The 22862-nt window shown below is 71.6% G+C and carries 20 protein-coding genes; 9 read left to right on the forward strand and 11 right to left on the reverse strand.

Going from position 1 to position 22862, the window contains the following annotated elements:
* Position 1: 1 nt before the first annotated feature.
* Positions 2-2065, reverse strand: a complete 2064-nt coding sequence (locus HCK04_RS26635; protein WP_142650136.1) for a prolyl oligopeptidase family serine peptidase — start codon at positions 2063-2065, stop codon at positions 2-4.
* Between the two features lie 299 nt (positions 2066-2364).
* On the opposite strand from HCK04_RS26635, the gene HCK04_RS26640 reads away from it, so the two are divergent.
* From HCK04_RS26640 to HCK04_RS26650, 3 genes are all read left to right on the forward strand, one after another.
* Positions 2365-2874 carry an HNH endonuclease gene (locus tag HCK04_RS26640; protein WP_142650137.1) on the forward strand — a complete coding sequence of 170 codons (510 nt, stop codon included), beginning with the start codon at positions 2365-2367 and terminating at the stop codon, positions 2872-2874.
* An 11-nt stretch (positions 2875-2885) separates the two neighbouring features.
* Complete coding sequence (locus tag HCK04_RS26645) at positions 2886-3701, forward strand: GNAT family N-acetyltransferase (protein WP_142650138.1); 816 nt, start codon at positions 2886-2888, stop codon at positions 3699-3701.
* A gap of 258 nt (positions 3702-3959) precedes the next feature.
* Entirely contained in the window at positions 3960-4184 is a 225-nt protein-coding gene (locus HCK04_RS26650) for a zinc ribbon domain-containing protein (RefSeq protein ID WP_030509608.1), read from the forward strand.
* Between the two features lie 192 nt (positions 4185-4376).
* On the opposite strand, the gene HCK04_RS26655 is transcribed toward HCK04_RS26650, so the two are convergent.
* Positions 4377-4871 carry a WYL domain-containing protein gene (locus HCK04_RS26655; protein WP_142650139.1) on the reverse strand — a complete coding sequence of 165 codons (495 nt, stop codon included), beginning with the start codon at positions 4869-4871 and terminating at the stop codon, positions 4377-4379.
* 756 nt (positions 4872-5627) lie between these two features.
* On the opposite strand from HCK04_RS26655, the gene HCK04_RS26660 reads away from it, so the two are divergent.
* Entirely contained in the window at positions 5628-6080 is a 453-nt protein-coding gene (locus HCK04_RS26660; RefSeq protein ID WP_142650140.1) for a hypothetical protein, read from the forward strand.
* A 55-nt stretch (positions 6081-6135) separates the two neighbouring features.
* Here HCK04_RS26660 and ilvD read toward each other — a convergent pair whose 3' ends face one another.
* Both ilvD and HCK04_RS26670 read right to left on the reverse strand, forming a co-directional pair.
* Positions 6136-7974, reverse strand: coding sequence for a dihydroxy-acid dehydratase (gene ilvD, locus HCK04_RS26665; RefSeq protein ID WP_142650141.1), 1839 nt, complete (start codon positions 7972-7974; stop codon positions 6136-6138).
* Between the two features lie 208 nt (positions 7975-8182).
* Positions 8183-8962, reverse strand: a complete 780-nt coding sequence (locus HCK04_RS26670) for a nuclease-related domain-containing protein (RefSeq protein WP_260617411.1) — start codon at positions 8960-8962, stop codon at positions 8183-8185.
* A gap of 195 nt (positions 8963-9157) precedes the next feature.
* Here HCK04_RS26670 and HCK04_RS26675 point away from each other — a divergent pair, with 195 nt between their 5' ends.
* Positions 9158-10585: an amidase gene (locus HCK04_RS26675; protein WP_142650143.1), complete on the forward strand. Its 1428-nt coding sequence runs from the start codon at positions 9158-9160 to the stop codon at positions 10583-10585.
* A 5-nt stretch (positions 10586-10590) separates the two neighbouring features.
* On the opposite strand, the gene HCK04_RS26680 is transcribed toward HCK04_RS26675, so the two are convergent.
* From HCK04_RS26680 to pepN, 4 genes are all read right to left on the reverse strand, one after another.
* The gene (locus tag HCK04_RS26680; protein WP_142650144.1) at positions 10591-11562 is read right to left on the reverse strand and encodes a hypothetical protein; all 972 of its coding nucleotides are present in this window, start codon (positions 11560-11562) and stop codon (positions 10591-10593) included.
* 9 nt (positions 11563-11571) lie between these two features.
* The gene (locus HCK04_RS26685) at positions 11572-13041 is read right to left on the reverse strand and encodes a DUF2207 domain-containing protein (RefSeq protein WP_142650145.1); all 1470 of its coding nucleotides are present in this window, start codon (positions 13039-13041) and stop codon (positions 11572-11574) included.
* A gap of 2 nt (positions 13042-13043) precedes the next feature.
* Positions 13044-13595: a LemA family protein gene (locus tag HCK04_RS26690; protein WP_142650146.1), complete on the reverse strand. Its 552-nt coding sequence runs from the start codon at positions 13593-13595 to the stop codon at positions 13044-13046.
* A gap of 640 nt (positions 13596-14235) precedes the next feature.
* Positions 14236-16812, reverse strand: coding sequence for an aminopeptidase N (pepN, locus tag HCK04_RS26695; protein WP_142650147.1), 2577 nt, complete (start codon positions 16810-16812; stop codon positions 14236-14238).
* Positions 16813-16994: 182 nt separating this feature from the next.
* Here pepN and HCK04_RS26700 point away from each other — a divergent pair, with 182 nt between their 5' ends.
* Together HCK04_RS26700 and HCK04_RS26705 are read left to right on the forward strand one after the other, a co-directional pair.
* Complete coding sequence (locus HCK04_RS26700) at positions 16995-17603, forward strand: DsbA family protein (protein ID WP_142650148.1); 609 nt, start codon at positions 16995-16997, stop codon at positions 17601-17603.
* Between the two features lie 95 nt (positions 17604-17698).
* Positions 17699-19105, forward strand: a complete 1407-nt coding sequence (locus HCK04_RS26705) for an aldehyde dehydrogenase family protein (RefSeq protein WP_142650179.1) — start codon at positions 17699-17701, stop codon at positions 19103-19105.
* A 4-nt stretch (positions 19106-19109) separates the two neighbouring features.
* On the opposite strand, the gene def is transcribed toward HCK04_RS26705, so the two are convergent.
* A complete protein-coding gene (gene def / locus HCK04_RS26710; RefSeq protein ID WP_142650149.1) occupies positions 19110-19598 on the reverse strand; it encodes a peptide deformylase in 489 nt (162 codons plus the stop codon).
* 108 nt (positions 19599-19706) lie between these two features.
* On the opposite strand from def, the gene HCK04_RS26715 reads away from it, so the two are divergent.
* Entirely contained in the window at positions 19707-20177 is a 471-nt protein-coding gene (locus HCK04_RS26715) for a ribose-5-phosphate isomerase (RefSeq protein ID WP_142650150.1), read from the forward strand.
* 20 nt (positions 20178-20197) lie between these two features.
* Here HCK04_RS26715 and HCK04_RS26720 read toward each other — a convergent pair whose 3' ends face one another.
* Together HCK04_RS26720 and HCK04_RS26725 are read right to left on the reverse strand one after the other, a co-directional pair.
* A complete protein-coding gene (locus HCK04_RS26720) occupies positions 20198-20359 on the reverse strand; it encodes a hypothetical protein (RefSeq protein ID WP_168066293.1) in 162 nt (53 codons plus the stop codon).
* A gap of 38 nt (positions 20360-20397) precedes the next feature.
* Positions 20398-21627, reverse strand: coding sequence for a GNAT family N-acetyltransferase (locus HCK04_RS26725; protein WP_142650151.1), 1230 nt, complete (start codon positions 21625-21627; stop codon positions 20398-20400).
* A gap of 117 nt (positions 21628-21744) precedes the next feature.
* Here HCK04_RS26725 and HCK04_RS26730 point away from each other — a divergent pair, with 117 nt between their 5' ends.
* Complete coding sequence (locus tag HCK04_RS26730) at positions 21745-22857, forward strand: PP2C family protein-serine/threonine phosphatase (RefSeq protein ID WP_142650152.1); 1113 nt, start codon at positions 21745-21747, stop codon at positions 22855-22857.
* Positions 22858-22862: the final 5 nt, after the last annotated feature.

The following is a 22862-nucleotide window of genomic DNA, read 5'->3' on the forward strand; positions in this document are numbered from 1 at the left end:
CTCAGCCGACCTTCAGGCCGGTGTGCCGGGCCAGGAACGCGAGCTGGTCGGCCGAGAGCTCGACCGACCGGCTCACGGCCCGGGCGCCGTGCCCCACCTCGGTCTCGTTGCGCAGCAGGATCGGCCGGTCGCCCGCCTGTGCGTGCTGCAGGGCCGCCGCCATCTTCCACGCGTGCAGGGGATGGACACGGGTGTCGGACGCGAACACGGTGAACAGCGTGGCCGGGTAGGACACCCCCTCACGCACGTGGTGGTACGGCGAGTAGCTCCACAGCCAGGCGAACTCCTCCGGCACGTCGGCCGAGCCGTACTCGACGTTCCAGGTCGCCCCGAGACCGAACTTCTCATACCTGATCATGTCGAGCAGCGGCGCCGAGCACACGACCGCCGCGTACAGGTCGGGGCGCTGGGTGAGCGCCGCGCCGACGAGCAGCCCGCCGTTGGACCCGCCCGAGATGGCGAGCTGGTCCCGGGTGGTGACGCCGGTGGCGATGAGGTGCTCGGCCGCCGCGTGCAGGTCGTCGAAGACGTTCTGCTTGTTGCCGAGCATGCCGTCACGGTGCCACTGCTCGCCCTCCTCGCCGCCGCCGCGAAGCTGGGCGACCGCGTAGACGCCGCCCGCCTCGACCCAGGCCAGCGTCGTGGCGGAGAACCCGGGGGTCAGCGGGACGCCGAAGCCGCCGTAGCCGTACAGGATCGTGGGACGGGGCCCGGAGCCGGGGCGCGAGGTGACCAGCATGCGCACCTCGGTGCCGTCCTTCGACCGGTAGACCACCTGCTCGGTGGTCGCCTCGGGCACCTCCACCGCGCCAGGCGGCGCCTCCCAGAGCGAGGTATCGCCGGTCAGCGCGTCGTAGTGGTACACGGCGGTCGGGGTGATGCCGTCGGTGTAGCTGAACCAGGCCTCGTGCCCGCCCTCTGGGCGCTCGAAGATCCCTCCGATGGAGCCGAGCCCCGGCAGCGGGACCTCACCGATCCGCTCGCCGCTCTCCAGGGCATGGACGGAGATCTCGCCGATCGCGTGGCGGGTCCAGCCGACGAGCAGGACCGGCTCGGCCATGCCGTCGAGGATCGCGAAGTCGGACAGCACCGCCTCGGCGTCCTCGGGGATCAGGTCGCGCCAGTGCTCACGGCCGGGCGTCTCCGGCGAGGTGACGCAGACCCGCCCACGCGGGGCGTCGAGATCGGTGAAGACGTAGAGCCGCCCGTCGCGGCCGAAGTGGAGCCCGGTCTGGGCGTCGACGTCCTGCTGCACGGTGACCAGCTCCGGCGCCTCCGGCGACGAGGCGGCCAGGTCGGCCACCCACAGGTCGTTGCGCGGGGCGGTGCCCCGCGAGGCGGAGACCGACAGCCGTCTGCCGTCGAGGGAGACCGAGACCCCGTAGTAGTTGGTCTTCTCCAGGCCCTCGCCGAAGATCAGCACGTCGTCGTCGGGAGAGGTGCCGACGCGGTGCAGGTAGACGCGGCGGTGATACTGCTCCTCGCCGGCCGGGACCAGCGAGGGCGCCAGCCGGCGCACGTAGTAGAACGCCTCCCCGCCGGGCAGCCAGGCCACGGGGGAGTAGCGGCAGCGGTCGATCGGCCCCTCGATGATCTCTCCGGTCGCCACGTCGACGACGTACAGGCGCGACTCCTCGTCACCGCCGACCGAGATCTGGTACGCCAGCCGGTTGCCTTCCTTGTCCGGCTGGTAGGAGTCGAGCGTGGTCAGGCCCGAGGGGTCGAGGGCGGTGGGGTCGAGCAGCACCCGCTCGCCGCCGCCGTCCGCGACGTACAGGACCGGGTGCTCCTGGTCGGGGGCCCGCCGGGTGAAGAAGCGGCGCTCGCCGCGCCAGGACGGCGTGCCCACCGACCCGGAACGCAGGAGTTCGGCGATGCGCTCGCGGAAGTGGTCGCGCCCTTCGAGCTCGGCGGACCTGAAGAGGGTCTCCTGCGCGTCCAGCCACTCCTTCGTCGCCGGATCGTCCGGATCCTCCAGCCACCGGTACGGGTCGGGGACGGGCGTTCCGTGGAGATCGTCGACGATGTCGTCACGGCGGGCTGGCGGGTACGGCACTCGGCTCATGCAGGCACTTTAAAACAGCCGGACGCCTGCGGCGGTACATCGTCCGTACCCGGCCAAGACGGGAATAAAGGGGTGAACACCTGGGCATAGAAGCAGCAGGCGTCCCAGTCGTTCACCTCACAGACCCTTTATGGGGTGGCGCGGGGGCCGCCGACAAGGCCACACTTTGGTGAAGGGCGGTGCCGTGGTGACGATCCGCTGGGCCGTCCGGCGGAGGTCCCTGTGACGGAAGCATCCGGGTCCCAACCGACGGGACCACAACCCAGGCGCACAGCCGAGACCGCTGTGGAGGCCGGCTGATGCGCCAAGTCCTGCTCCTGAACGCCACATACGAACCGCTGACCACGCTCTCCCTGCACCGGGCCGTAATTCTGGTGCTGAGAGAGAAGGCGGACGTCGTCCACCGCGACGGCCGGGGCGCGGTCCTGCGCTCGGCCACGCGCACGCTCGACGTCCCATCGGTGATCCGGCTCCGGCGTTATGTCCGCATCCCCTACCGGACGCGCATCCCGCTCACCCGGGCCGCGCTGATGCGCCGGGACAACTTCCGCTGTGCCTACTGCGGCCAGCGGGCCGAGACCATCGATCACGTCATCCCGCGATCCCGGGGTGGCCCTCACACATGGGAGAACTGCGTCGCCTCGTGCACGCCGTGCAACCACCGCAAGGCCGACAAGCTGCTGGAGGAGCTCGGCTGGGCGCTGCGGGTGGCCCCCGTGGTGCCGCACGGCGCGCACTGGCGGCTCATCGGCGCGCAACTCGACGGTGATCCGCAGTGGGCGCCCTACCTGTCGGAGACGGCGGCCTGACGGGCGACGTCATGAGGTGGACGATCACCGCCGACGTGGAGGAGTACGCCGCGGCGGCGGAGCCCTGGCTGCTGCGCGATCCCGTCCGCAGCACGGTCATGCTGACCGTGCTGCGCGGGATCCGCAGCGGTCAGTTCACGGTCGATCCCCTGCTGGCCTGGCTGGAGGACGGCGACACCGTGGCAGGGGCGGCCTGCCAGACGCCGCCCTATCCGCTCGCGCTGGGCGACGTTCCGCTCGCGGCGCTTCCCCTGCTGGCACGCGACCTGATCGAGCTGGACCACGACGTGCCCGCGGTCGGTGGTCCGATCGCCGTCGCCGAGGCGTTCGCGGCCGCGTGGTGGCGGCCGGAGACCCGCCGCCGGGCCGAGCGGCTCTATCGCCTCGGCGCGCTGCGGGCTTCCTCCGCGCCGGGGAAGCCCCGCGTCGCGGGCGCCGGCGACCTGCCGACGGCCGTGAGCTTCATCCGGGAGTTCCAGCACGAGGCGCATGCCGAGCGCACGGCCGACCCCACTCCGGTCGTCGCCGCCCGGGTCAACCGGGAGGAACTGATCATGTGGGAGGACGACGGCCGGTCCGTCTCCATCGCCGGTGTCTCCGCGCCGATCGCCGGCATGTCGCGGATCGGGCCCGTCTACACCCCGCCCGAGCTGCGCGGACGCGGGTACGGCAGCGCCGTCGCCCACGCGGCCAGCAGGAAGGCGCTCGACGACGGCGCCACCGAGGTGCTGCTGTTCACCGATCTGGACAACCCCACGTCCAACTCCATCTATCAGCGGCTCGGCTTCCGGCCCATCGCCGACTACGCGACCATCCACTTCGCCTGAGCCGCCTCCCCGGGACGCCCGCCTACGCAGGGTCGTCATCCCTCCTGGCAGCGGCTTGGTGCCCGGTCTATGGCCGGCTGCGTGACCACCTACTTCGGCTGCGCCGCCTCCCCGGGGACGCCCGCTTACGCCGGGTCGTCGTCCTTCCTGCAGGCGGCTCGGTCGCCGGTCTATGGCCGGCCATGTGACCACCTACTTCGGCTGCGCCGCCTGCCCGGGGACGCCCGCTTACGCCGGGCCGGGCTCTAATCTGGACGCATGCCTCGCTATGACTACCGTTGCCGCGCGTGCGGGTCGACGTTCGAACTCAACCGTCCCATGGCTGAGGCCGGTGACCGGGCGGTCTGCCCCTCCGGCCACGACGACACCGTGAAGCTGCTGTCCACCGTGGCCGTCACGGGCAGGGCGTCCGGGGCTCCCGCCGCCCGTCCGTCGGGTGGCGCGGGCGGCGGTTGCTGCGGTGGTGGCTGCTGCGGCGGCTGAGCCGCGTCCGTCCCCGTGCTCTCACCGGGCAGCTCCGGGGCTTTCTCCAGGCTGCCTTGGGGCTCCTTGGGCTGCTCCGGGCTGATTCCGGCCGCCCGGCGCGGGTGGCCGTACGGCCCGCGGGCGTGGGTGCCACGCCCGCGGGCGGCGTAGCCGGGCCGCCGGTTCAGGGACCGGAGCCGGGCTGTCGAGTCAGGCCGCGGACGGGCGGCGGGCCCGCGAGCGGCGTTGGAACGGCAGGTAGCGCTGCGGCAGGTGAGCACGCGCAGGCAGGTCGGTCGGCTCCACCGCCAGGATGCGGTCGAAGCGGAACGCCCTGATCGAGCGGCGCATGCGGCACCAGCCCACCAGATACCAGAACTCGCCGTGGACCAGGCAGGTCACCGGCTCGACGTCGCGGACCGTCATCCGGCCCGCCGCGTCGTGATACTGGATGCGGATCACCAGGCGGGCGGTGATCGCGTTGGCCACCGCCCGCGCCCGGCGGGCGACGTCGGTGGGCAGCGGAGTGGTCAGGGTGGTCAGGGTCGTGGCGATGACGTCGTCGTCCAGATCGAGGTGCTCGAAAGCGTGGCGCAGACCGCGCCGGGCGGTGACCGACTGCGGGCCGGCACCGAGGTGAGCGAGCGACAGGGCGAGGGCGGCGAGTTCCTCGGCGGTCAGCGAGTGCCGAATGACGTTGGCCATAGTTCGACAATAGCGACGAGCACTGACATTTTTCCGAACGCGTGCTCGGTAACGGCGCTAGGGTGGCCTGTCCTTCCGGCCACCGTTTTCTGTCCGGGACGCCCGACCGCCTGCGGAGGAAACCGGTCGTCCCCGCCCGCTGTCGTCACCGCGCCGCGCATCCGCCCGCCCGTGGCCTACGACCACGGCCGCATCCTGGCGTGCAATCCCCTTGCCGTGCCATACGACTCGTCACATCGCGGCGCGCATCCGCCCGGCGAGCCCCACGGCCACGGCCACCCTCCCGGCGTGCATCCCCTCGCCGGGCCGTACGGTCCTGGTGACGTGAAGGCCGACGACGGCGAAGACCGGCGTGATGGCGGCCTGTTCGCCGCCTGCGCCCGGTCCGGCACGGCTTCCACACGGCCCCGCATCACCTGTGGGCGGCCCGGCAACGGCGGTGAACCATGAGAGCCGGACGGCTTCGCGGTGGTCGTGGGCGGACGACGCTCTGAAACTTTCAGAGACCGGGCTCCACCCGGAAATCACCATGAGCGGGGCATTCGAAACATTTCGCCGAATCGTGCCTGAAATCTCTGCGATCATCCGCTGCATATCGGATTTCGGTTATCCGGGCGGGCCGGCGGTGCGTTTCGGGCCCCCGGCTCGGCGCATTTTCAGCCGGCCCGACATTCCGGACTTCCGAAAACTCCGGAGATTGACCGTTCCTGGGGGAGATGGTGCATTCGTTGTTGAAATGAGGGAGAAGGGACACCAATGTTCGCTGCGAATCCAGCCCGGAGAGTGCTCGCGCTCGGTGCGGCGCTCGTGACCACCGGCGTGCTGAGCCTCGCGCTCGCGCCCAGCCCCGCCATGGCCGACACCGTCACGCTGAACGCCACAGTGGACTGCCTCAACTACAACAGCTTCGGGGACACCAGGGACTGGTACCCCATCTCCGTCGTAGGGGTGCCCTACAGCAGCCTGGTCGCGGTCCCGGCCACGCACGCGTGGCAGTTCACGAAGACGCTGCCCAGCGGGACGACGTCCGTCAGCGTCTCCGCCATATGCAGTGAGGGCCATTCGTACGACTTCGCCGGCACCGCCGGCAGCGTCAGCATCCCCGCGGGAACCACCACCGTGACCGCCACCTGGGGCTGCACGACGGCCCCGGTCTATCCCGGTCCGTGGATGACCAACTGCAGCGTGCAGACGGTTTCCTACAGCTGACGGCAGGAGAACGTGGGGCCGCCTCCTCGGAGGCGGCCCCACGCGTTTCCCGGGTCTAGCGGGAGAGCTGGGACAGGTCGCGGGACGCGCCGGTCGAGGCCGACGTGGTCAGCGCGGCGTACGCCTGGAGGGCGGCTGACACCGGACGCTGCCGGTCGCGCGGCCGGTAGCCGCCGAGGTCGGCCAGCAGCCGCTCGCGGCGGGCGGCCAGCACGTCCTCGGCCACCCTGAGCTCGATCGAACGGCCCGGGATGTCGATGTCGATGATGTCGCCGTCCTCGATCAGGGCCATCGCGCCGCCCTCGGCGGCCTCGGGGGAGGCGTGGCCGATCGACAGGCCCGACGTGCCGCCGGAGAAGCGGCCGTCGGTGATCAGCGCGCACGCCTTGCCCAGGCCCTTGCCCTTGAGGAAGCTCGTCGGGTAGAGCATCTCCTGCATCCCGGGGCCGCCCTTGGGGCCCTCGTAGCGGATGACGACCACGTCGCCGGCCTTGACCTTGCCGCCGAGGATGCCCTCGGAGGCCGCCTCCTGCGACTCGAACACGACCGCCGGGCCCGAGAAGCGCCAGATCGACTCGTCCACGCCGGCCGTCTTGACCACGCAGCCGTCCTGGGCGATGTTCCCGTACAGGACGGCGAGGCCGCCGTCCTTTGTGTACGCGTGGTCGAGGTCGCGGATGCAGCCCTCGGCGCGGTCGAGGTCGAGCGACTCCCAGCGGGCGTCCTGCGAGTACGCCTTGACGGTGCGCACGTTGCCGGGGGCGGCGTGCCACAGCTCCAAAGCCTCGTCGGTGACCTCGGGGGACTTCGGGTCCCACTTGGCGATGTACTCCGCGATGGAGGCGGAGTGGACGGTCGGCAGGTCGCGGTGGAGCAGGCCGGCCCGGTCGAGCTCACCGAGGATGCCGGGGATGCCGCCCGCCCGGTGCACGTCCTCGACGTGGTACTTCATCGTGGCCGGGGCGACCTTGCACAGGCACGGCACGCGCAGCGAGATCTCGTTGATCTCCTTGAGCCCGAAGTCGACGCCCGCCTCGCGGGCGGCGGCCAGGATGTGGAGGATCGTGTTGGTCGATCCGCCCATGGCGACGTCGAGCGCCATCGCGTTCTCGAACGCCTCGCGGGTGGCGATGCTCCTCGGCAGGACCGCCTCGTCGTCCTCCTCGTAGTAACGCCGGGTGATGTCGACGATCTGCCGTCCGGCGTCCTCGAAAAGGGCCTTGCGGGCCTTGTGGGTCGCCAGCGTGGTGCCGTTGCCGGGCAGGGCCAGGCCGATCGCCTCGGCGAGGCAGTTCATGGAGTTGGCGGTGAACATGCCGCTGCAGGACCCGCAGGTCGGGCAGGCGTTCTCCTCCATCGCCAGGAGGTCGGCGTCCGACACGCTCTCGTCGGCCGAAGCGATCATCGGGTCGATCAGGTCGAGCTTGCGGCCGGGGATCTTGCCGGCCTCCATCGGGCCGCCGGACACGAAGATCGTGGGGATGTTGAGCCGGAAGGCGGCGAGCAGCATCCCGGGCGTGATCTTGTCGCAGTTGGAGACGCAGACCAGCGCGTCGGCGCAGTGGGCGTTGACCATGTATTCGACGGCGTCGGCGATCAGCTCGCGGGACGGCAGCGAGTAGAGCATGCCGCCGTGGCCCATCGCGATGCCGTCGTCGACGGCGATCGTGTTGAACTCGCGCGGGACGGCCCCCGCCTCGCGGACCGCGCCGGCCACCACGTCGGCGACCTCGCGCAGGTGCACGTGGCCGGGCACGAACTGGGTGAAGCTGTTGGCGATCGCGACGATCGGCTTGCCGAGGTCGCTGCCCGCTACGCCCGTGGCCCGAAGCAGCGCACGGGCGCCGGCCATGTTCCTGCCGTGAGTGACAGTGCGGGACCTGAGAGCGGGCATCGAGGGACCCCCATCCGGAGACTACTGAGTCTTCAAATGGTACGACCACTGCCCGGCTGCCGAGACCCGCTGTCCACGAGTCGGGACGTGTCCCCCCGGAAACCGGCTCGCTCCGGGGTGCCACGCTCTCGCCGCGCTTCGCTCGCGACGCGCTCTACCTGGGATGCCGCGCTTCGCTCGCGACGCGCTCTACCTGGGGTGCCGCGCTTTACTCGGGGTAGCGCGCGGGCAGCACGCGTTCGGCGGCCCGGTAGATCGCGTCGATCTCCGATGTGGTTAGCGACCTCTCCCGCTTGGTGATCCACTTGCGGACCAGCCCGCCGGAGAAAACGTCCACCTCGCGGATGTTGAGGATGCGCCACGGGATCGGCGGACCGTAGATGGCCAGGGACGGCACCACGGTGATCTCCCGGCCGAGCGCCTTGCTGATCAGGTCGCTGGCCTGCGCCGCCTCCCACCGGGCCTCGTCGAGCCGCGGCTTCTGGTTGAACGGGCCGTGGAAGAGCTTGCGGTGCGACTGGACCCGTACGGGCAGCCGTTTGTCCCACTTCTCCGAGTCCACCGCGTACACGCCGGTGGGCCCGACCACGAGGTGGTCGATCTGCGCCTCGCTGCCGGGGATGGCCCGGGCGTGCAGCGTTTTATATCCGTTGCGCTCCAGCTTCTTGAGCTGGGCCTCCGTCTGCCGCTCGGCCGCGGAGGCGCGCCGCCACGCGGGGATGGTGGAGACGGTCCTCGCCCGATAGACGGCGTCGGCGACGCACGCGAGGATGGCCGCGGTGAGCCCGAGCCGCCAGCTGCCGAAGAGCACGCCGAACACCACGCCCGCCGCGACGGCGATCACGGCCCGCCTGCGCAGGTGGCGATATCGCGTGTCCTGCCACAGGCTGATCAGCGACGTTCGCTCGACCGGAGCGTACGTCGGAGTCGCCGGCGCCTCAGGGGGCGCCGAAGGGCGTTCCGCCTGCTCTGACGATTGGTCACCCACCCATATAGGTGACGTATCGTGACCGTCTTCTGGCGCTAGACCGGTATCCACATCACTCACGGTAGTTGAGCCGTCAGCGGCTTGCCTAGTGTTGGATGGTTCATACTTTTGTGGCCTGCTTGAGCTGATTCGTTGCTCGGAAGTGCGGGTATCTTCTCTAGATATCCGCGGCCCAGAGGCCTACCGTTCGGTAGCGTGGCGCACATTCACGATCTTACCGCTCTTGAGCAGGCGGCAGCCGTACGTACGGGTGAACTTTCTCCTGTTCAGATCACCGAGCACTACCTGGAGCGCATCGAGCGGCTCGACCCCGGCCTGGGGGCGTTCGTCACGGTGACGGCCGACCGGGCCCTCGCCCAGGCACGCGAGCAGGAGGCCCGGCTGGCCGCCGGTGACACCGGGGACCTGCCCCCGCTGCTGGGCGTGCCCATCCCGATCAAGGACCTCAACTTCGTCAAGGACGTGCCGCTGCACTTCGGTTCGGCCACGTACGAGGGGTTCGTCGCACCCGCGGACGACAGCGTGGTCGAGCGCCTGCGAGACGCCGGCACGGTCATGCTGGGCAAGACCAGCACCCCCGAGTTCGGCATGCCCTGCTACACCGAGACCTACCTGCACGAGCCGGCCCGTACGCCGTGGGACATCACGCGGTCGGCCGGAGGGTCGAGCGGGGGAGCGGCGGCCGCCGTCGCGGCCGGACTCGCGCCCGCCGCGCAGGGCAGCGACGGCGCGGGCTCGATCCGCATCCCCGCCTCCGTCTGCGGCCTGTTCGGCATCAAGCCGAGCCGGGGCCGCATCTCCGCGGGCCCGATCATCCCCGACCTCGCGGGGCTGTCGACCAACGGGCCGCTGGCCAGGAACGTCGCCGACGCCGCCGCGCTGCTGGACGTCATGGCCCACAACAACCCCGGGGACCTCTACCACGCGCCGGCGCCCGAGCTCGGGTCGTTCTCGGCCTACGTCGGGCGCGAGCCGGGGCGACTGCGGATCGCCAGGTTCGCCACCCCCGCCGTGCCCGGCGCGGAGGTCCACCCCGACGTGCTGGCGGCGTACGAGAGCGCTTCGGCGGTGCTGGAGTCGCTCGGCCACGAGGTGGAGGAGATCGCGCCGCCGTTCGGCCCGGACGTGGTGCCCGAGTTCGTCAAGATGTGGTTCAGCTTCTCGTGCATGCACCCCGTGGCGGAGGAGCTGGAGCCGAAGCTGCGCCCGCTCACCGCGTGGCTGCGCGAGCGCGGCCGCGCCGTCTCGGCCCCGGAGTTCCTCCAGGCGCAGGGGACGCTCCAGCTCGCCACCCGCTTCGCGCTGCTCGTCACCGACGCGTACGACGCGGTGCTGTCGCCGACCGTGACCCAGCCGCCCGTGCCGGTGGGCTGGTTCGAGGACGTCGAGTCGCCCGAGGAGACGTTCGAGCGGATGATGCGCTTCGCACCCTTCGCGGCCATCTACAACGTGAGCGGCCAGCCCGCGGTGAACCTCCCGCTCTACTGGACGCCCGACGGCCTGCCCATCGGCGTCATGCTGGCGGGCAGGTTCGGCGAGGAGGGGACGCTCATCTCGCTGTCGTCCCAGGTGGAGGCGTCCGTCGGTGGATTCTGGGGCGACCGCAGGCCGCCGATGTGGTGACGCGGTCAGTCCTTAAGGAGGTTCACGATGTGGGCGGCGACGTCGGCGAGCAGTGTGGCCGGCCGCACCGGCGCCGCCGCCACGGCGGAGAACAGCGAGGGTAACCCCGGCAGCGGGAAGCCGTCGTCGGCGGTGACGGCGGCGGCCGCCTCGTGCTTGGCCAGCGCGGCGCGGCTGCGCTCCCACGCCTCCAGCACCTCCTCCGGCGACGGCACGCCGAAGCCGTGGCCGACCGGGGCCGCGTGGCGCAGCCGTACGAGCGGGGTGTCGGCGAACGTCAGCGCGATCCGGCAGCGGGCGGACAGGTCGTCGAGGTCCGGCACCCAGTCGAGGGCGGAGCAGGGGGTGCGGCACCGGCCCGCGCAGGTGGCGAGCGCCCCCGCCACCTGGCTGTGCTGCCGGTCGAAGTAGGCCCGCCAGCCGGGTGGCGGCTCCACGGCCACCCGCAGGGTCCGCTCGGCCGCCGACCGCTCCGCCCTGGTGTGATCGCAGTCCCGGTCGGGCATGGCCCCGAACCGGCTGCCGGGAGCGCGCAGGCCCTCCGGCCACCGGGCCGGGTCGCCCGCGTGTCCGAGTGCGGGCTCGAAGGCGAGCAGCGGAAGATACTCGCTGCAGATGTGCACGGCCGCGATCATCGAGCTGAGCTCGCGCCGCCTCCAGCGGGCCTCGACGACCTCCAGGAGCAGTGCGTACGCCGGCCGCAGCGAGTCGAGCGCGCCGCGCGGCTGCTCCCGGGGCGTCTGCGGCATGTGGCACGCGCGGGCGCGCCTGCGCAGGTCGGCGGGCACCGTCTGGGCGTCGATCACGGTGTGGAAGTCCTCCGCGTCGAGCGTGAGCAACCGCTGGCCGAACTCGCAGACCGACGCGACCAGGGCCGCCTGGTCCCCATCTCCGAGCACGGCCGGCGCGAGCGCGCCGACGTCACCGAACGAGTACCTCCCGGCCAGGGCGATCAACAGGTCGTGGGCTGAGTGCACCCGACGACCTTACTCAGGGCGCCGGGGGGCATCGGCCCCGCCGTCCTCGGCCCGGAAGGCGCGCGCGGGGCGGTCGGGCAGGATGCGCACCTCGCCGAGGTTCTCCGGCGCGTCCACCAGGTGCTCACCGGTGTCGTCGTAGGAGGCCCGCAGCCGGGAGTCCTCGATCACGTCGATCCGCCTGATCCAGCCGAGCCTGCGCCCCGCCACGGCCCGCACCGTGTCGCCCTCCCGCAGACGGCGCCACAGGTCCTCGCTCAGGCACATCGCCCTGACGTCGCGGGAGCCTCCCTCGTCGATGGCGCACCAGTAGGTCCACTTGGCGGTGTCGTCCCCCTTGCTGCCGTCGCGGAATCGGCGCAGCCGTACGATCCGGCCCTCGACGGTCGCCGCGCCGCCGAGGTCGCCGATCGCGTAGACGACCGGCAGGCCCGCTACCACCAGGCCTACGGCGAGGGCGGCGGGCAGGACCAGACCGTCCGGCCACACGCCGAACGCGGCGGCGGCCACCAGGAGGATCCAGGTGAAGAACCCGGCGAACCAGCCGGCCGCGAGACCCCGTACGATCGTCGTCCCCGGCGGCCGGCCCCACAGCAGGCGCGAGGGATAGCGGACGTTCACGACGTGCCACATCCCGCCATAGTCGGACCAGGCCCGGTTGTCGTCGGCGGGGGTGCTGACCGGGAGGTTCCCGACGGCACGCGGCGCGAGCCCGAGCGCGGCGGCGTACGCGAGGTGGCGGCCCCAGATCGTGACCGAGGCGGCGGGCTGCTCGGCGAACCGTCCCGTCGCCCGCAGGTGCTCGCGGACGCCCAGCCAGTGCGCGGCGGCCGCGGCCCCCTCGGCCGTGCCGCGCTCCCCGTTCAGCCTGCCCATCAACATCACGAGCAGGGCGAAGGACACGATCGCCGCTCCGGGCCCGCCGTTGTGGTCCGCACCGGCGTCGCCGGCACCGGCCGCGATGCCGATCGCCGCGGCGGGGACCACCGCCGCCGCGCCGAGGAGCAGCGCGTGGCCCCGGCTCCAGCGCGGCCGTGACAGGCCCTGCTCCCGCGCCTCGACGATCACCTTCCTGCGGAAGCTCTTCCACCACCGGCGCAGGTCGCGCGAGCCCTCGGCCAGCGCCCCCGTCGCCACCACGCCGTCCACGGCCAGCGCGCGCACGTGGTCGTAGACGAGCCGCTCGTACGGCCGCAGGCCGCCGGGGTCCTTGCGCAGCCGTACGAGGGACAGCTCGGGGCCGATCTCCTCGACGGCCACGACGCCCCTGGCGGCCAGGTCGAGCAGGGTGGCGGAGGCCGCCTCGTCGCACAGCCGCCAGCCGCCGGTGATCAGGTCGACCACCGCGGGGGAGTGCTCCGCGAGCACTCCGGTGGCCGGGCCCGGCTCGACGTCCGGGTTTCTCGTCGCCGCGGCGAGCGCGAGCAGGAGCAGCAGCCACAGCCCGGTCGCCGCCGCCGCGGCCGCCCAGAAGGCCATGGTCAGAACCCGACCTGGACGGGGCCGCGCTCCTCGCCGGGCGCCTGGAAATACTCGCGGGGCGTGAAGCCGGTCATGCCCGCCACGAGGTTGGCGGGCACCGTCTGGATGGCGTTGTTGTAGGTCAGGACGGCGTCGTTGTAGTACTGCCGCGAGTAGGCGATCCGGTTCTCCGTGGTGGCCAGCTCCTCCTGGAGCTCGGCGAAGCCGGCGCTCGCCTTGAGGTCGGGATAGGCCTCGGCCACCGCGAAGAGGCTCTTCAGCGCGCCGGACAGCAGGTTTTCGGCCGCGGCCCGCTCCTCGGGGCCCTGTGCGCCGATGGCCTGCGAGCGCGCCGCGACGACGGCCTCCAGGGTCGCCCGCTCGTGGGCGGCGTAGCCCTTGACGGTCTCCACGAGGTTGGGGATCAGGTCGTAGCGCCGCCTGAGCTGCACGTCGATCTGCGCCCAGGCGTTGTCGACGTTGTTGCGGGCGCGTACGAGGCGGTTGTAGGCGGAGACGACCGTCGCGACGAGGACGGCCACGACGGCGAGGGCGACGAGCATAGGGATCATGGCGTTCACGGGCCTCCTGGACGGACGGTAGCCCGGCCCGTCCGCCCGGTGAAGGGCCCAAGCGAAGGTTCCGTCGAAGATCCTGTGAACGGCCCTTTCAGCGGCCCGGTGAGGGGCCCGGTGAGGGGCCCGGTGAGGGGCACGGTGAAGGGTCGTGAACGGTCCTGTGGACGCCGCGGCGAACGGTCCTGGCATCCCCATCGCACTCCCGGTGCCTTGCATCCGGCTTGCGGCCCGCTTTCACGCGCCCGCCACAGCCTCGCCGGCGCGCCCGCCACAGGCCCGCTTTCGCTCGCCGGCCACAGCCCAGCCGGCGCCCCCGCGCCGCCCGGCCCGCGCCTCGCCTATGTGCGTCCGCGCCACAAGCGCGAGGCTTTTATGCGTCCGCGGCGACACGCCCACGCCATCCGCCCGCGCCTCGCCTCTGCGCTGGCCGCGCCACACGCCCGAGGCCCCTACGCGTCCGCGGCGACACGCCCGCCGCACGGGACCCCTGCTGCGCCCGCATGTCCTCTGATGCGCCCGAGGGCCCCGGCGGTGTGCCGGGGCCCTCGGGGTCGTGATCGTGCGGCCCGACGCCGGTCCGGTCAGGATCAGACCGGCATCAGGCCAGGATCAGCCAGCGGATCGGACAGGCGGATCAGGCGGCGGATCCGGCGGCGGCGTCCCGCTCCCGGGCGCGCAGCGCCCGGCTGACGCCGTCGGCGCCCTCCAGCAGCAGGCGCCGCAGCGCGTGCGGCGGCTGCGTGGTGCTGATGTACTCCTGCGTGCGGGCCACGGTCTCCGGCCTGATCAGCAGCGCGGGGTAGCAGCCGATGGCGAAGTTCTGCGCCATGTCGGAGGTCCACTCGCTCCAGATCCGCCCGACCTCCTCGAAGTAGCGGTCGGCGTACGGCTCCAGCAGCTCGGGGTGCTGCGGGTCCATGAAGCCGAGGATCGTGGCGCGCAGCAGCGCGCCGCTCAGCTTCCCGCCCACGATCGTCGCCCAGGTCTCGGCCTTGGCCTCCGGGGTCGGGATCGAGGCCCGGCTGGTGGCGGCCGAGCGCTCGCCGGTCGCCGTGGCGTCCCTGGCCAGCTCGGCGTCGATCTCCGCGGCGCCGAGGACGCCGCCGGACACGAGCGACTGGATGAGCGTCCAGCGCAGGTCGGCGTCGACGGCCAGGCCCTCGGGCACCGCGGTGCCGTCGAAGATGCCCTTGAGGAACGCCAGGTCCTCGGGTGAGACGGCGGTCGCCGCGAGGGCGTTGACGTAGGCGAGCTGGTGGTCCGAGCCCGGCTCGGCCGACGCGACGAGGCGGCGCAGCGCGCCGGCCAGCTCGTTCAGGCCGGTGGCCCGCCACGCCGGGTCGGCGTACTGCTGCACGGCCTGGCGGGCCTGGCGCAGCACGGTCTGCAGGACGGTGAGGTCGCGCACCGAGTCGATGCCGGAGACGACCAGCTTGACGTAGTCGCGGGTGGCCATCTCGGCGTCGCGCGTCATGTCCCAGGCGGCCGACCAGCACAGCGCGCGGGGCAGCGACTCGGCGAACGCGCTGATCCCGCCGTTCACGAGGGTCTGCAGCGACCGGTCGTCGAGGCGGATCTTCGCGTACGTGAGGTCGTCGTCGTTCACCAGCACGAGGTCGGGCTGGACCTCGCCGATCAGCTCGGGCACGGACGTCCGCGCGCCGACGATGTCGAGCTCGACCCGCTTGGTCCGGGTCAGCACGCCGTCGCGCAGGGAGTACAGGCCGATGGCGACGCGGTGCGAGCGCAGCGTCGGGTGCTCCTGCGTGGCCTCCTGCAGCACGTCGAAGCTCAGGAACCGGCCCTCGTCGTCGGTGGTGAACGACGAGCGCAGCGTGTTGACGCCCGAGGTCTCCAGCCACTCCTTCGACCAGGACGACAGGTCACGCCCGGAGGTGCGCTCCAGTGCCGACAGCAGGTCCTGCAGGGTGGTGTTCTTCCAGGCGTGCTCGTTGAAGTAGTCGCGCACCCCGGCGAGGAAGTTGTCGAGCCCCACGTACGCGACGAGCTGCTTGAGCACCGAGGCGCCCTTGGCGTACGTGATGCCGTCGAAGTTGACCTCGACGGCCTGCATGTCCGGGATGTCGGCGGCGATGGGGTGGGTGGAGGGCAGCTGGTCCTGCCGGTAGGCCCAGGCCTTCTCGACGTTGGCGAACGTCGTCCACGCGCCCTGACCCCACCGCGTGGCCTCGGCCTGGCACAGCACGGACATGTAGGTGGCGAACGACTCGTTCAGCCACAGGTCGTCCCACCAGCGCATGGTGACGAGGTCGCCGAACCACATGTGCGCCATCTCGTGCAGGATCGTCTCCGCGCGGCGCTCGATCAGCGCGTCGGTCACGCGCGAGCGGAAGACGTAGTCCTCCAGGAAGGTCACCGCGCCCGCATTCTCCATGGCGCCCGCGTTGAACTCCGGCACGAACAGCTGGTCGTACTTGCCGAAGGGGTAGCGCAGCCCGAAGACGCGGTGGAAGAAGTCGAAGCCCTGCTTGGTGACCTCGAAGATGTTCTCGGGGTCGAGATACTGCGCGAGCGAGCGGCGCACGTAGATCCCGAGCGGGATCCCGTCGTGCTCGTCGCGCACGACCGCGTACGGCCCGGCGATGAGGGCCGTGATGTACGTCGACATGACGGGAGTCGGCGGGAAGTGCCAGCGCTTGGCCGCCTGCAGTGTGCCGTGCCGCCCCTGGTGCTCCTCCAGCGCCTCGACCGCGTCGGGGGCGGCGTTGGACACGACCTCCCAGTCGGCGGGGGCGAGGACGGTCAGCTCGAAGGTCGCCTTGAGGTCCGGCTGGTCGAAGCAGGCGTACATGCGGTGCGCGTCGGCCGTCTCGAACTGGCTGTGCAGGTAGACCTGCTGGTCGACAGGGTCGACGAAGCGGTGCAGGCCCTCGCCGGTGCGCATGTAGGAGCAGTCGGCGTCCACGCGCAGCTCGTTCTGCGCGGCGAGCCCCGGCAGCGGGATGCGGCCCTTCTCGGCGTCGTAGGTGCCGGCGTCCAGCTCCCGGCCGTTGAGCACGACCTTCCGCACGTGCGCGCCGTGGAGGTCGATGAACGTGTCCGCCCCCTCACGGTCCGACGTGAAGCGGACCGTCGTGATGCTCTCGAACCGCTCCTCGCCCTCGGTCAGGTCGAGCTCGACCTGGTAGGACTGGACGGTGAGCAACCGAGCACGCTCCCGAGCCTCGTCCCGTGTCAGATTCCCTGCCACACCCGCTCCTCATCGCATGATCAACGCCCCCGGCCCCCGCCGCCCCGTCGCGGCAGGGATTGCATGAATCCTGCCACGCCGCGGCGACAAGGCGGATTCGAGATCGCTCCTACCTGGAATAGGAGATTTCCTGCCCGGGTTGACGACCGAGGGAACCATAGTCCGTACGAGAGGGTGTCACAGTGTCCGACCGAAAGCTTGTCGATTTCTGGTTCGACCCCGCCTGCCCCTGGGCGTGGATCACTTCGCGCTGGATCCACGAGGTCACCGCGCTCCGTCCCATCGACGTGCGCTGGCACATCATGAGCCTGGCCGTGCTGAACGAGGACAAGGACATCCCCGCCGACTACGCCGAGCGGGTCAAGCAGACGCTCGGCGCGGTGCGAGTGCTGGCCGCCGCCAAGGACAAGTACGGCGAGGAGGTGCTCGGCACCCTCTACACCGAGTTCGGCAGGCGCTTCCACGACGAGGGACGCGACCGCGGCCTGGACACGATCGCCGAGGCTCTCACCGCCGCCGGGCTCGACCCCGCGCTGGCGGCCGCGCACGACTCGGACGAGTACGACGAGGAGATCCGGCGCTCGCACGGTGAGGGCATCGACCTGGTCGGCCAGGAGGTCGGCACCCCCGTCATCGCCGTCGAGGGCACGGCGTTCTTCGGCCCCGTCGTCTCGCCCATCCCGAGGGGCGAGGCCGCCGCGCGCCTGTGGGACGGCGTTCTGCTCGTCGCCGGCACCGACGGCTTCTTCGAGCTGAAGAGGTCGAGGACCCGCGACCCGATCTTCACCTGAGACTTCACAGGCTCCTTCACCCTCGCGAGAATCCGCTGGAAAGGTTTCGGCCGGAAGACTCGCCATCTGACAGCCGAGGCGCAAGGATGAGTGACATGCGTCACCTCTACGTGAATGGAGCCTGGGTCCCGTCCGCCTCGCGCGAGGCCGTCGACGTCGTCAATCCCGCGACCGAGGAGGTCGTGGACCGGGTGCCCGCCGGGGCACCCGCCGACGTCGAGTCCGCCGTCGCCGCCGCCCGTGCCGCCTTCCCGTCGTGGTCGGCCCTGGAACCGGCCGAACGCGCCGCGTTCCTCGGGGCGGCGGCCGGGCTGCTGCAGGAACGCGCGCAGGAGATCGCGGCCACGATCGCCACCGACATGGGCGCCCCGCTAACGCTCGCGCTGAAGGTGCAGACGCTGATGCCGGCCGAGGTGCTGGCCTCCTACGCCGACCTCGCCAAACGGTACGAGTTCGACGCCGGCCGCGTGGGCAACTCGCTCGTCGTGCGGGAGCCCGTCGGCGTGGTCGGCGCGATCACGCCGTGGAACTACCCGCTCCACCAGGTGGTGTGCAAGGTGGCTCCGGCCCTCGCGGCCGGGTGCACCGTCGTGCTCAAGCCGAGCGAGGTCGCGCCTCTCGCGGCGTACGCGCTGGCCGGCATCTTCCACGAGATCGGGCTGCCGCCCGGCGTGTTCAACATGGTCAGCGGCCACGGTCCGGTGGTCGGCGAGGCCATCGCCGCCCACCCGGACGTCGACATGGTCTCGTTCACCGGGTCGACCAGGGCGGGCCGCCGGGTCGCGGCCCTCGCGGCCGAGACGGTCAAGCGGGTGGCGCTGGAGCTGGGCGGCAAGTCGGCGAACATCATCCTGCCCGACGCCGACCTGGAGAAGGCGGTCAAGAGCGGCGTCGCGGGGGCCTACCTCAACTCGGGCCAGACCTGTTCCGCGCTGACCCGGATGCTCGTCCACTGGGACCAGTACGACGACGCCGTGGGGCTGGCCGTGCAGGCGGCCGGCGCCTACGTCCCCGGCGACCCGTTCGCCGAGGGCACACGGCTGGGGCCCCTGGTGTCCGCCGCCCAGCGCGACCGGGTCGTCAAGTACATCAACCGCGGCCAGGAGGAGGGCGCCCGCCTCGTGCTCGGCGGCACCGACAACCCCATGGAGCGCGGCTACTACGTCGAGCCCGCGATCTTCGCGGGCGTCTCGCCGGGCATGGCCATCGAGCAGGAGGAGATCTTCGGCCCGGTGCTGTCGATCATCCCGTTCTCCTCGGAGGACGAGGCGGTCGAGATCGCCAACGGCACGCCGTACGGGCTGTCGGGGGCGGTCTGGGCGGGCACCGAGGGCAGGGCGCTCGCGGTCGCCCGCCGCCTGCGCACCGGGCAGGTGTCGGTCAACGGCGGCCGGTTCAACACGATGGCGCCGTTCGGCGGCTACAAGCACTCCGGGATCGGCCGCGAGCTGGGCGAGTTCGGCCTCGAGGAGTTCCTGGAGATCAAGGCCATCCTGATGTAGGACGTCAGGGCGTCTGCAGCAGGATCTTGCGGCGCTCGTCCTTGCCCAGCCGGTCGACGTACAGCATGCCTTCGAGGTGGTCGAACTCGTGCTGGAAGCACCGGGCGAGCATGCCGCGGGCCTTCAGGGAGACGGGCCGGCCGAGCTTGTCGACCCCGCGCAGGGTGACCCCGGCGGCGCGGGGGGTCGGGGCGTACAGCGGCCTGCCGGTCTCCTTGCCGGGCACCGACAGGCAGCCCTCCTCCTCGATGACCGGCTCGGAGTCGTCGATCGTCAGCTCCGGGTTGATCACGTGTCCCTTGCGGTTGCTGATGTCGTAGACGAACAGCCGCAGGCCCACGCCGATCTGCGGCCCCGCGAGCCCGACACCGTCGGACTGGTACATGACGGCGAACATCTCGTCGATCAGCCGGCGCAGCTCGCGGTCGAAGTCCGTCACGGGTTCGGCGGGGGTACGCAGGACCGGGTCGCCGACATACCGAAGCTCGTGCATGACACTCCTGTCAGGCCGGAGGGTGTAAGGGACGCAGGCCCATATCGGCTATTACTCTAGTGGAGCCCGGGGTCGTCCCCGCCAGAGCCTTTCTGGGAAACTTGTGCCGTGCGTGTCTACATCGGTGCCGACCATGCCGGCTACGAGCTCAAGAATCATCTGGTCGCCTGGCTCAAGGAGCAGGGCCACGAGGTGGAGGACTGTGGTCCCCACGTCTACGACGCGGAGGACGACTATCCGCCGTTCGTGCTGCGCGCCGCGCAGGGCGTGGCCGGCGACCCTGGCAGCCTCGGGGTGGTGATCGGCGGCTCGGGGAACGGCGAGCAGATCGCCGCCAACAAGGTGCGGGGGGTGCGCGCGGCCCTCGCCTGGAACGAGGAAACGGCGAAGCTCGCCCGCGAGCACAACGACGCCAACGTGATCAGCCTGGGCGCCCGGCAGCACACGCCGGAGGAGGCCACCAGGTTCGTCGCGATCTTCCTGGCCACGCCGTTCTCCGGGGCCGAGCGACACGCCCGGCGGATCCGGCAGCTGGCCGAATACGAGGCCACCGGCGAACTGCCGCCGCTGCCCGCCTGAGCGCCTCCAGCGCCGTACGTCTAGCGAGCGTCCCTGTCCCGGCCCCGGCGGGGTTCCCGCCGGGGTGTCTCGTCGCGCAGCGGCCGCTGGTCGGCGGCCTCCTGCTGCTCGGGCGTCGGCCGGGACACGTCACGGGCCCGCATGGCCGTGATCGCGGTGATCTGCAAACTCTGCAGCGCCATGCCTCGAAGCCTACGCGGTCGCGGCGGCCCTGCGGAGATCAGAACACCCGGCAGCCCCAGGGAGCCGGGTCCCACATCATGGCGGCCGACAGCTCGCGCAGCGCTCCCGGCCGGTGCTCGCGCACCAGCCCGGCGTCCGCCGCCGCCCGCAGGGGCCGCCCGCCGAGGTAGGCCGCGCCCAGCACGTCGACCGGCAGCGTGAGGTCGGCGGGCGCGTCCGTCGGTTCGCACGATCCCTTGTCGGTGACGAGGCGCAGGCGGCCGGCGTTCCACGGGCAGATCTCGTCCACGACCTCCAGGACCAGGTCGGCGGGGGCCGCGTACGCGCGGGCGGCCAGGGCCCGGTCGACGTCGACCAGGCGGATCCACAGGTCGTCGAACCAGATCGCGTTGAGCCGGCGGGGATCGGCCAGCAGGTGCATGATCGGGTCGTCCACCGGCCGCCGCCCGGCGTGGACGACCGCGCACAGGTCGCGGTCGAGGACGCCGCGCCAGACCAGCGCGTACGCCGCGGGATCGGTGGCCATCAGCTCCAGGAGCCGGACCTCTCCTTCCGGCACGGAGTGCTCGCTCCACCTGCCCCTCGCCCGGAACAGCGCGTAGCCGCGCGCTCCCGTCGCGTCCTCGGCGACGAGGCAGCGCAGCGGGCCCATCCCGCCCCGGTCGTGCTCGGTGTCCGGGAGGATCTCATTGCGCCAGAACCCGCCGGACCTCCCGTACAGGCCGGGACGGCCCGGCCGTACGGCGTCGTAGACCCGCTGAAGGGCGGGCAGCGCGTCCGCAGGCGGGACCAGGCGCAGACGCAGCGCCGGATCGGTGGGAGCCGAGCGCGTGAAGGCCGAGTCGTGGGTGGGGATGCGGAAGGACAAGGTGTCTGCGGCCCTGCCATACCCGAAGCGTCCGTAGATGCCGGCTTCGCTGGCGTAGAGCGCGGCGACGGCCTCACGCCCGTTCTCGTGCAGGTCGTGCAACTGCCGGGTCATGAGGGCGGTCAGCACGCCGCGGCGGCGATGCGAGGGGAGCACGCCCACCGACGTGACGCCGGCCACGGGGATCGGCCCGCCCGGCACGGTCATGGAGAAGGACAGGATCTGCGCGCCGCCGACCGCGAGGTCACCGTCGAAGGCCGCGATCGTGCGGTCGATCTCCGCGAGCTCCCGCCAGCGCTCGCGGATCTCAGAAGGATAGGAGGAGTTGAACGCCTCGAACAGGACGTCCGAGTAGGCCGGCCATTCGGAATCCGTGATGGCGCGCACGGTGAGGCTCATCGTCTCACCGTAGAAGCCGGCCGCCGCGCGAGGCGAGCCAATATCCGTGCCGGATGATCTAGACGTTGGTCAAGCAGGTATCGCTACCTGGGATGTCCGGATACAGTCGAGGCCATCATGAATTCCCGTCCGGCGCCGCTGATCCCTCCTCGGCTGCGCGCGCTCCTGGCGCGTGTGCCACTCCTGGTGCCGTTGGTCCGCTTCGTCAGGAAGGTGTGGTCGAAGGACCGCTACCTTCTCATCGCTCTCGTCACGCTCACCGTCGTGGTCGGCGTGCTCGACGCGGACGTGTCGGCGTACTGGTTCTCGCCCTCGCTGCTGATCCTCTTCACGCTGATCGGCGGCCTCCAGCTCCGGCTGCGCAGTCTCGCGCTCCTGCTGTGCGTGGTCGTCGCGGCCCTGACGTACATGGGCCCGGTCAGGGGGGTGCTCAGCGTCGGCCCCGGCCTGCTCATCACGATGGCCTTCACGGCAGCGCTCGCCTGGACGATGGCGCGGACGCGGGGCAAGCTCGGCGTCCAGGGCCTGCGCGGCGACGCGATGCTGCTGGAGCTGCGCGACCGGCTCAAGCGGCAGAGCGAGCTGCCGCCGCTGCCCAAGGACTGGGGCGGCAAGGTGGTGCTGAAGCAGGCCGGGGGATCGTCGTTCGGCGGCGACTTCGTCGTCTCGATGCGGGAGGGCGACCGGGTTCAGCTGGCGGTCGTCGATGTTTCCGGCAAGGGCGTGGACGCGGGAACCCGCGCGCTCATGCTGTCGGGCACCTTCGGCGGCCTGCTCGGCTCGGTGGACGACTTCCTCGCGGCGTGCAACTCCTACCTGCACCGCCAGCTCGGCGACGAGGGGTTCGTCACGGCCGTGCACCTGGAGCTCGACCTGTCCACGGGGGAGTACACGATCACCTCGGCGGGGCACCCGCCCGTGGTCCGGTTCGACTCCGGGTCGGGCACGTGGCGGGTCTCCACGGCGAAGGGCGTCGTGCTCGGCGTGGTGCCCGATCTCGCCTGCGAGACCGACAGCGGCGTGCTGCGCAAGGGCGACGCGCTCATGCTGTTCACCGACGGGCTGATCGAGCAGCCGGGCAGGGACATCGACGCCGGGCTCGACCGGTTGCTCGGCGAGGCCGAGCGGCTGCTGCCGTCGGGATTCCGCGACAAGGCCCGGCAGCTCGTGCAGGCGATGTCCTCCGGCCACAACGACGACTGCGCGCTCGTCCTGATCTGGCGCCCCTGAGCCGC

Source organism: Microbispora sp. CL1-1 (genome assembly GCF_012034195.1).
Classification (GTDB): Bacteria; Actinomycetota; Actinomycetes; order Streptosporangiales; family Streptosporangiaceae; genus Microbispora.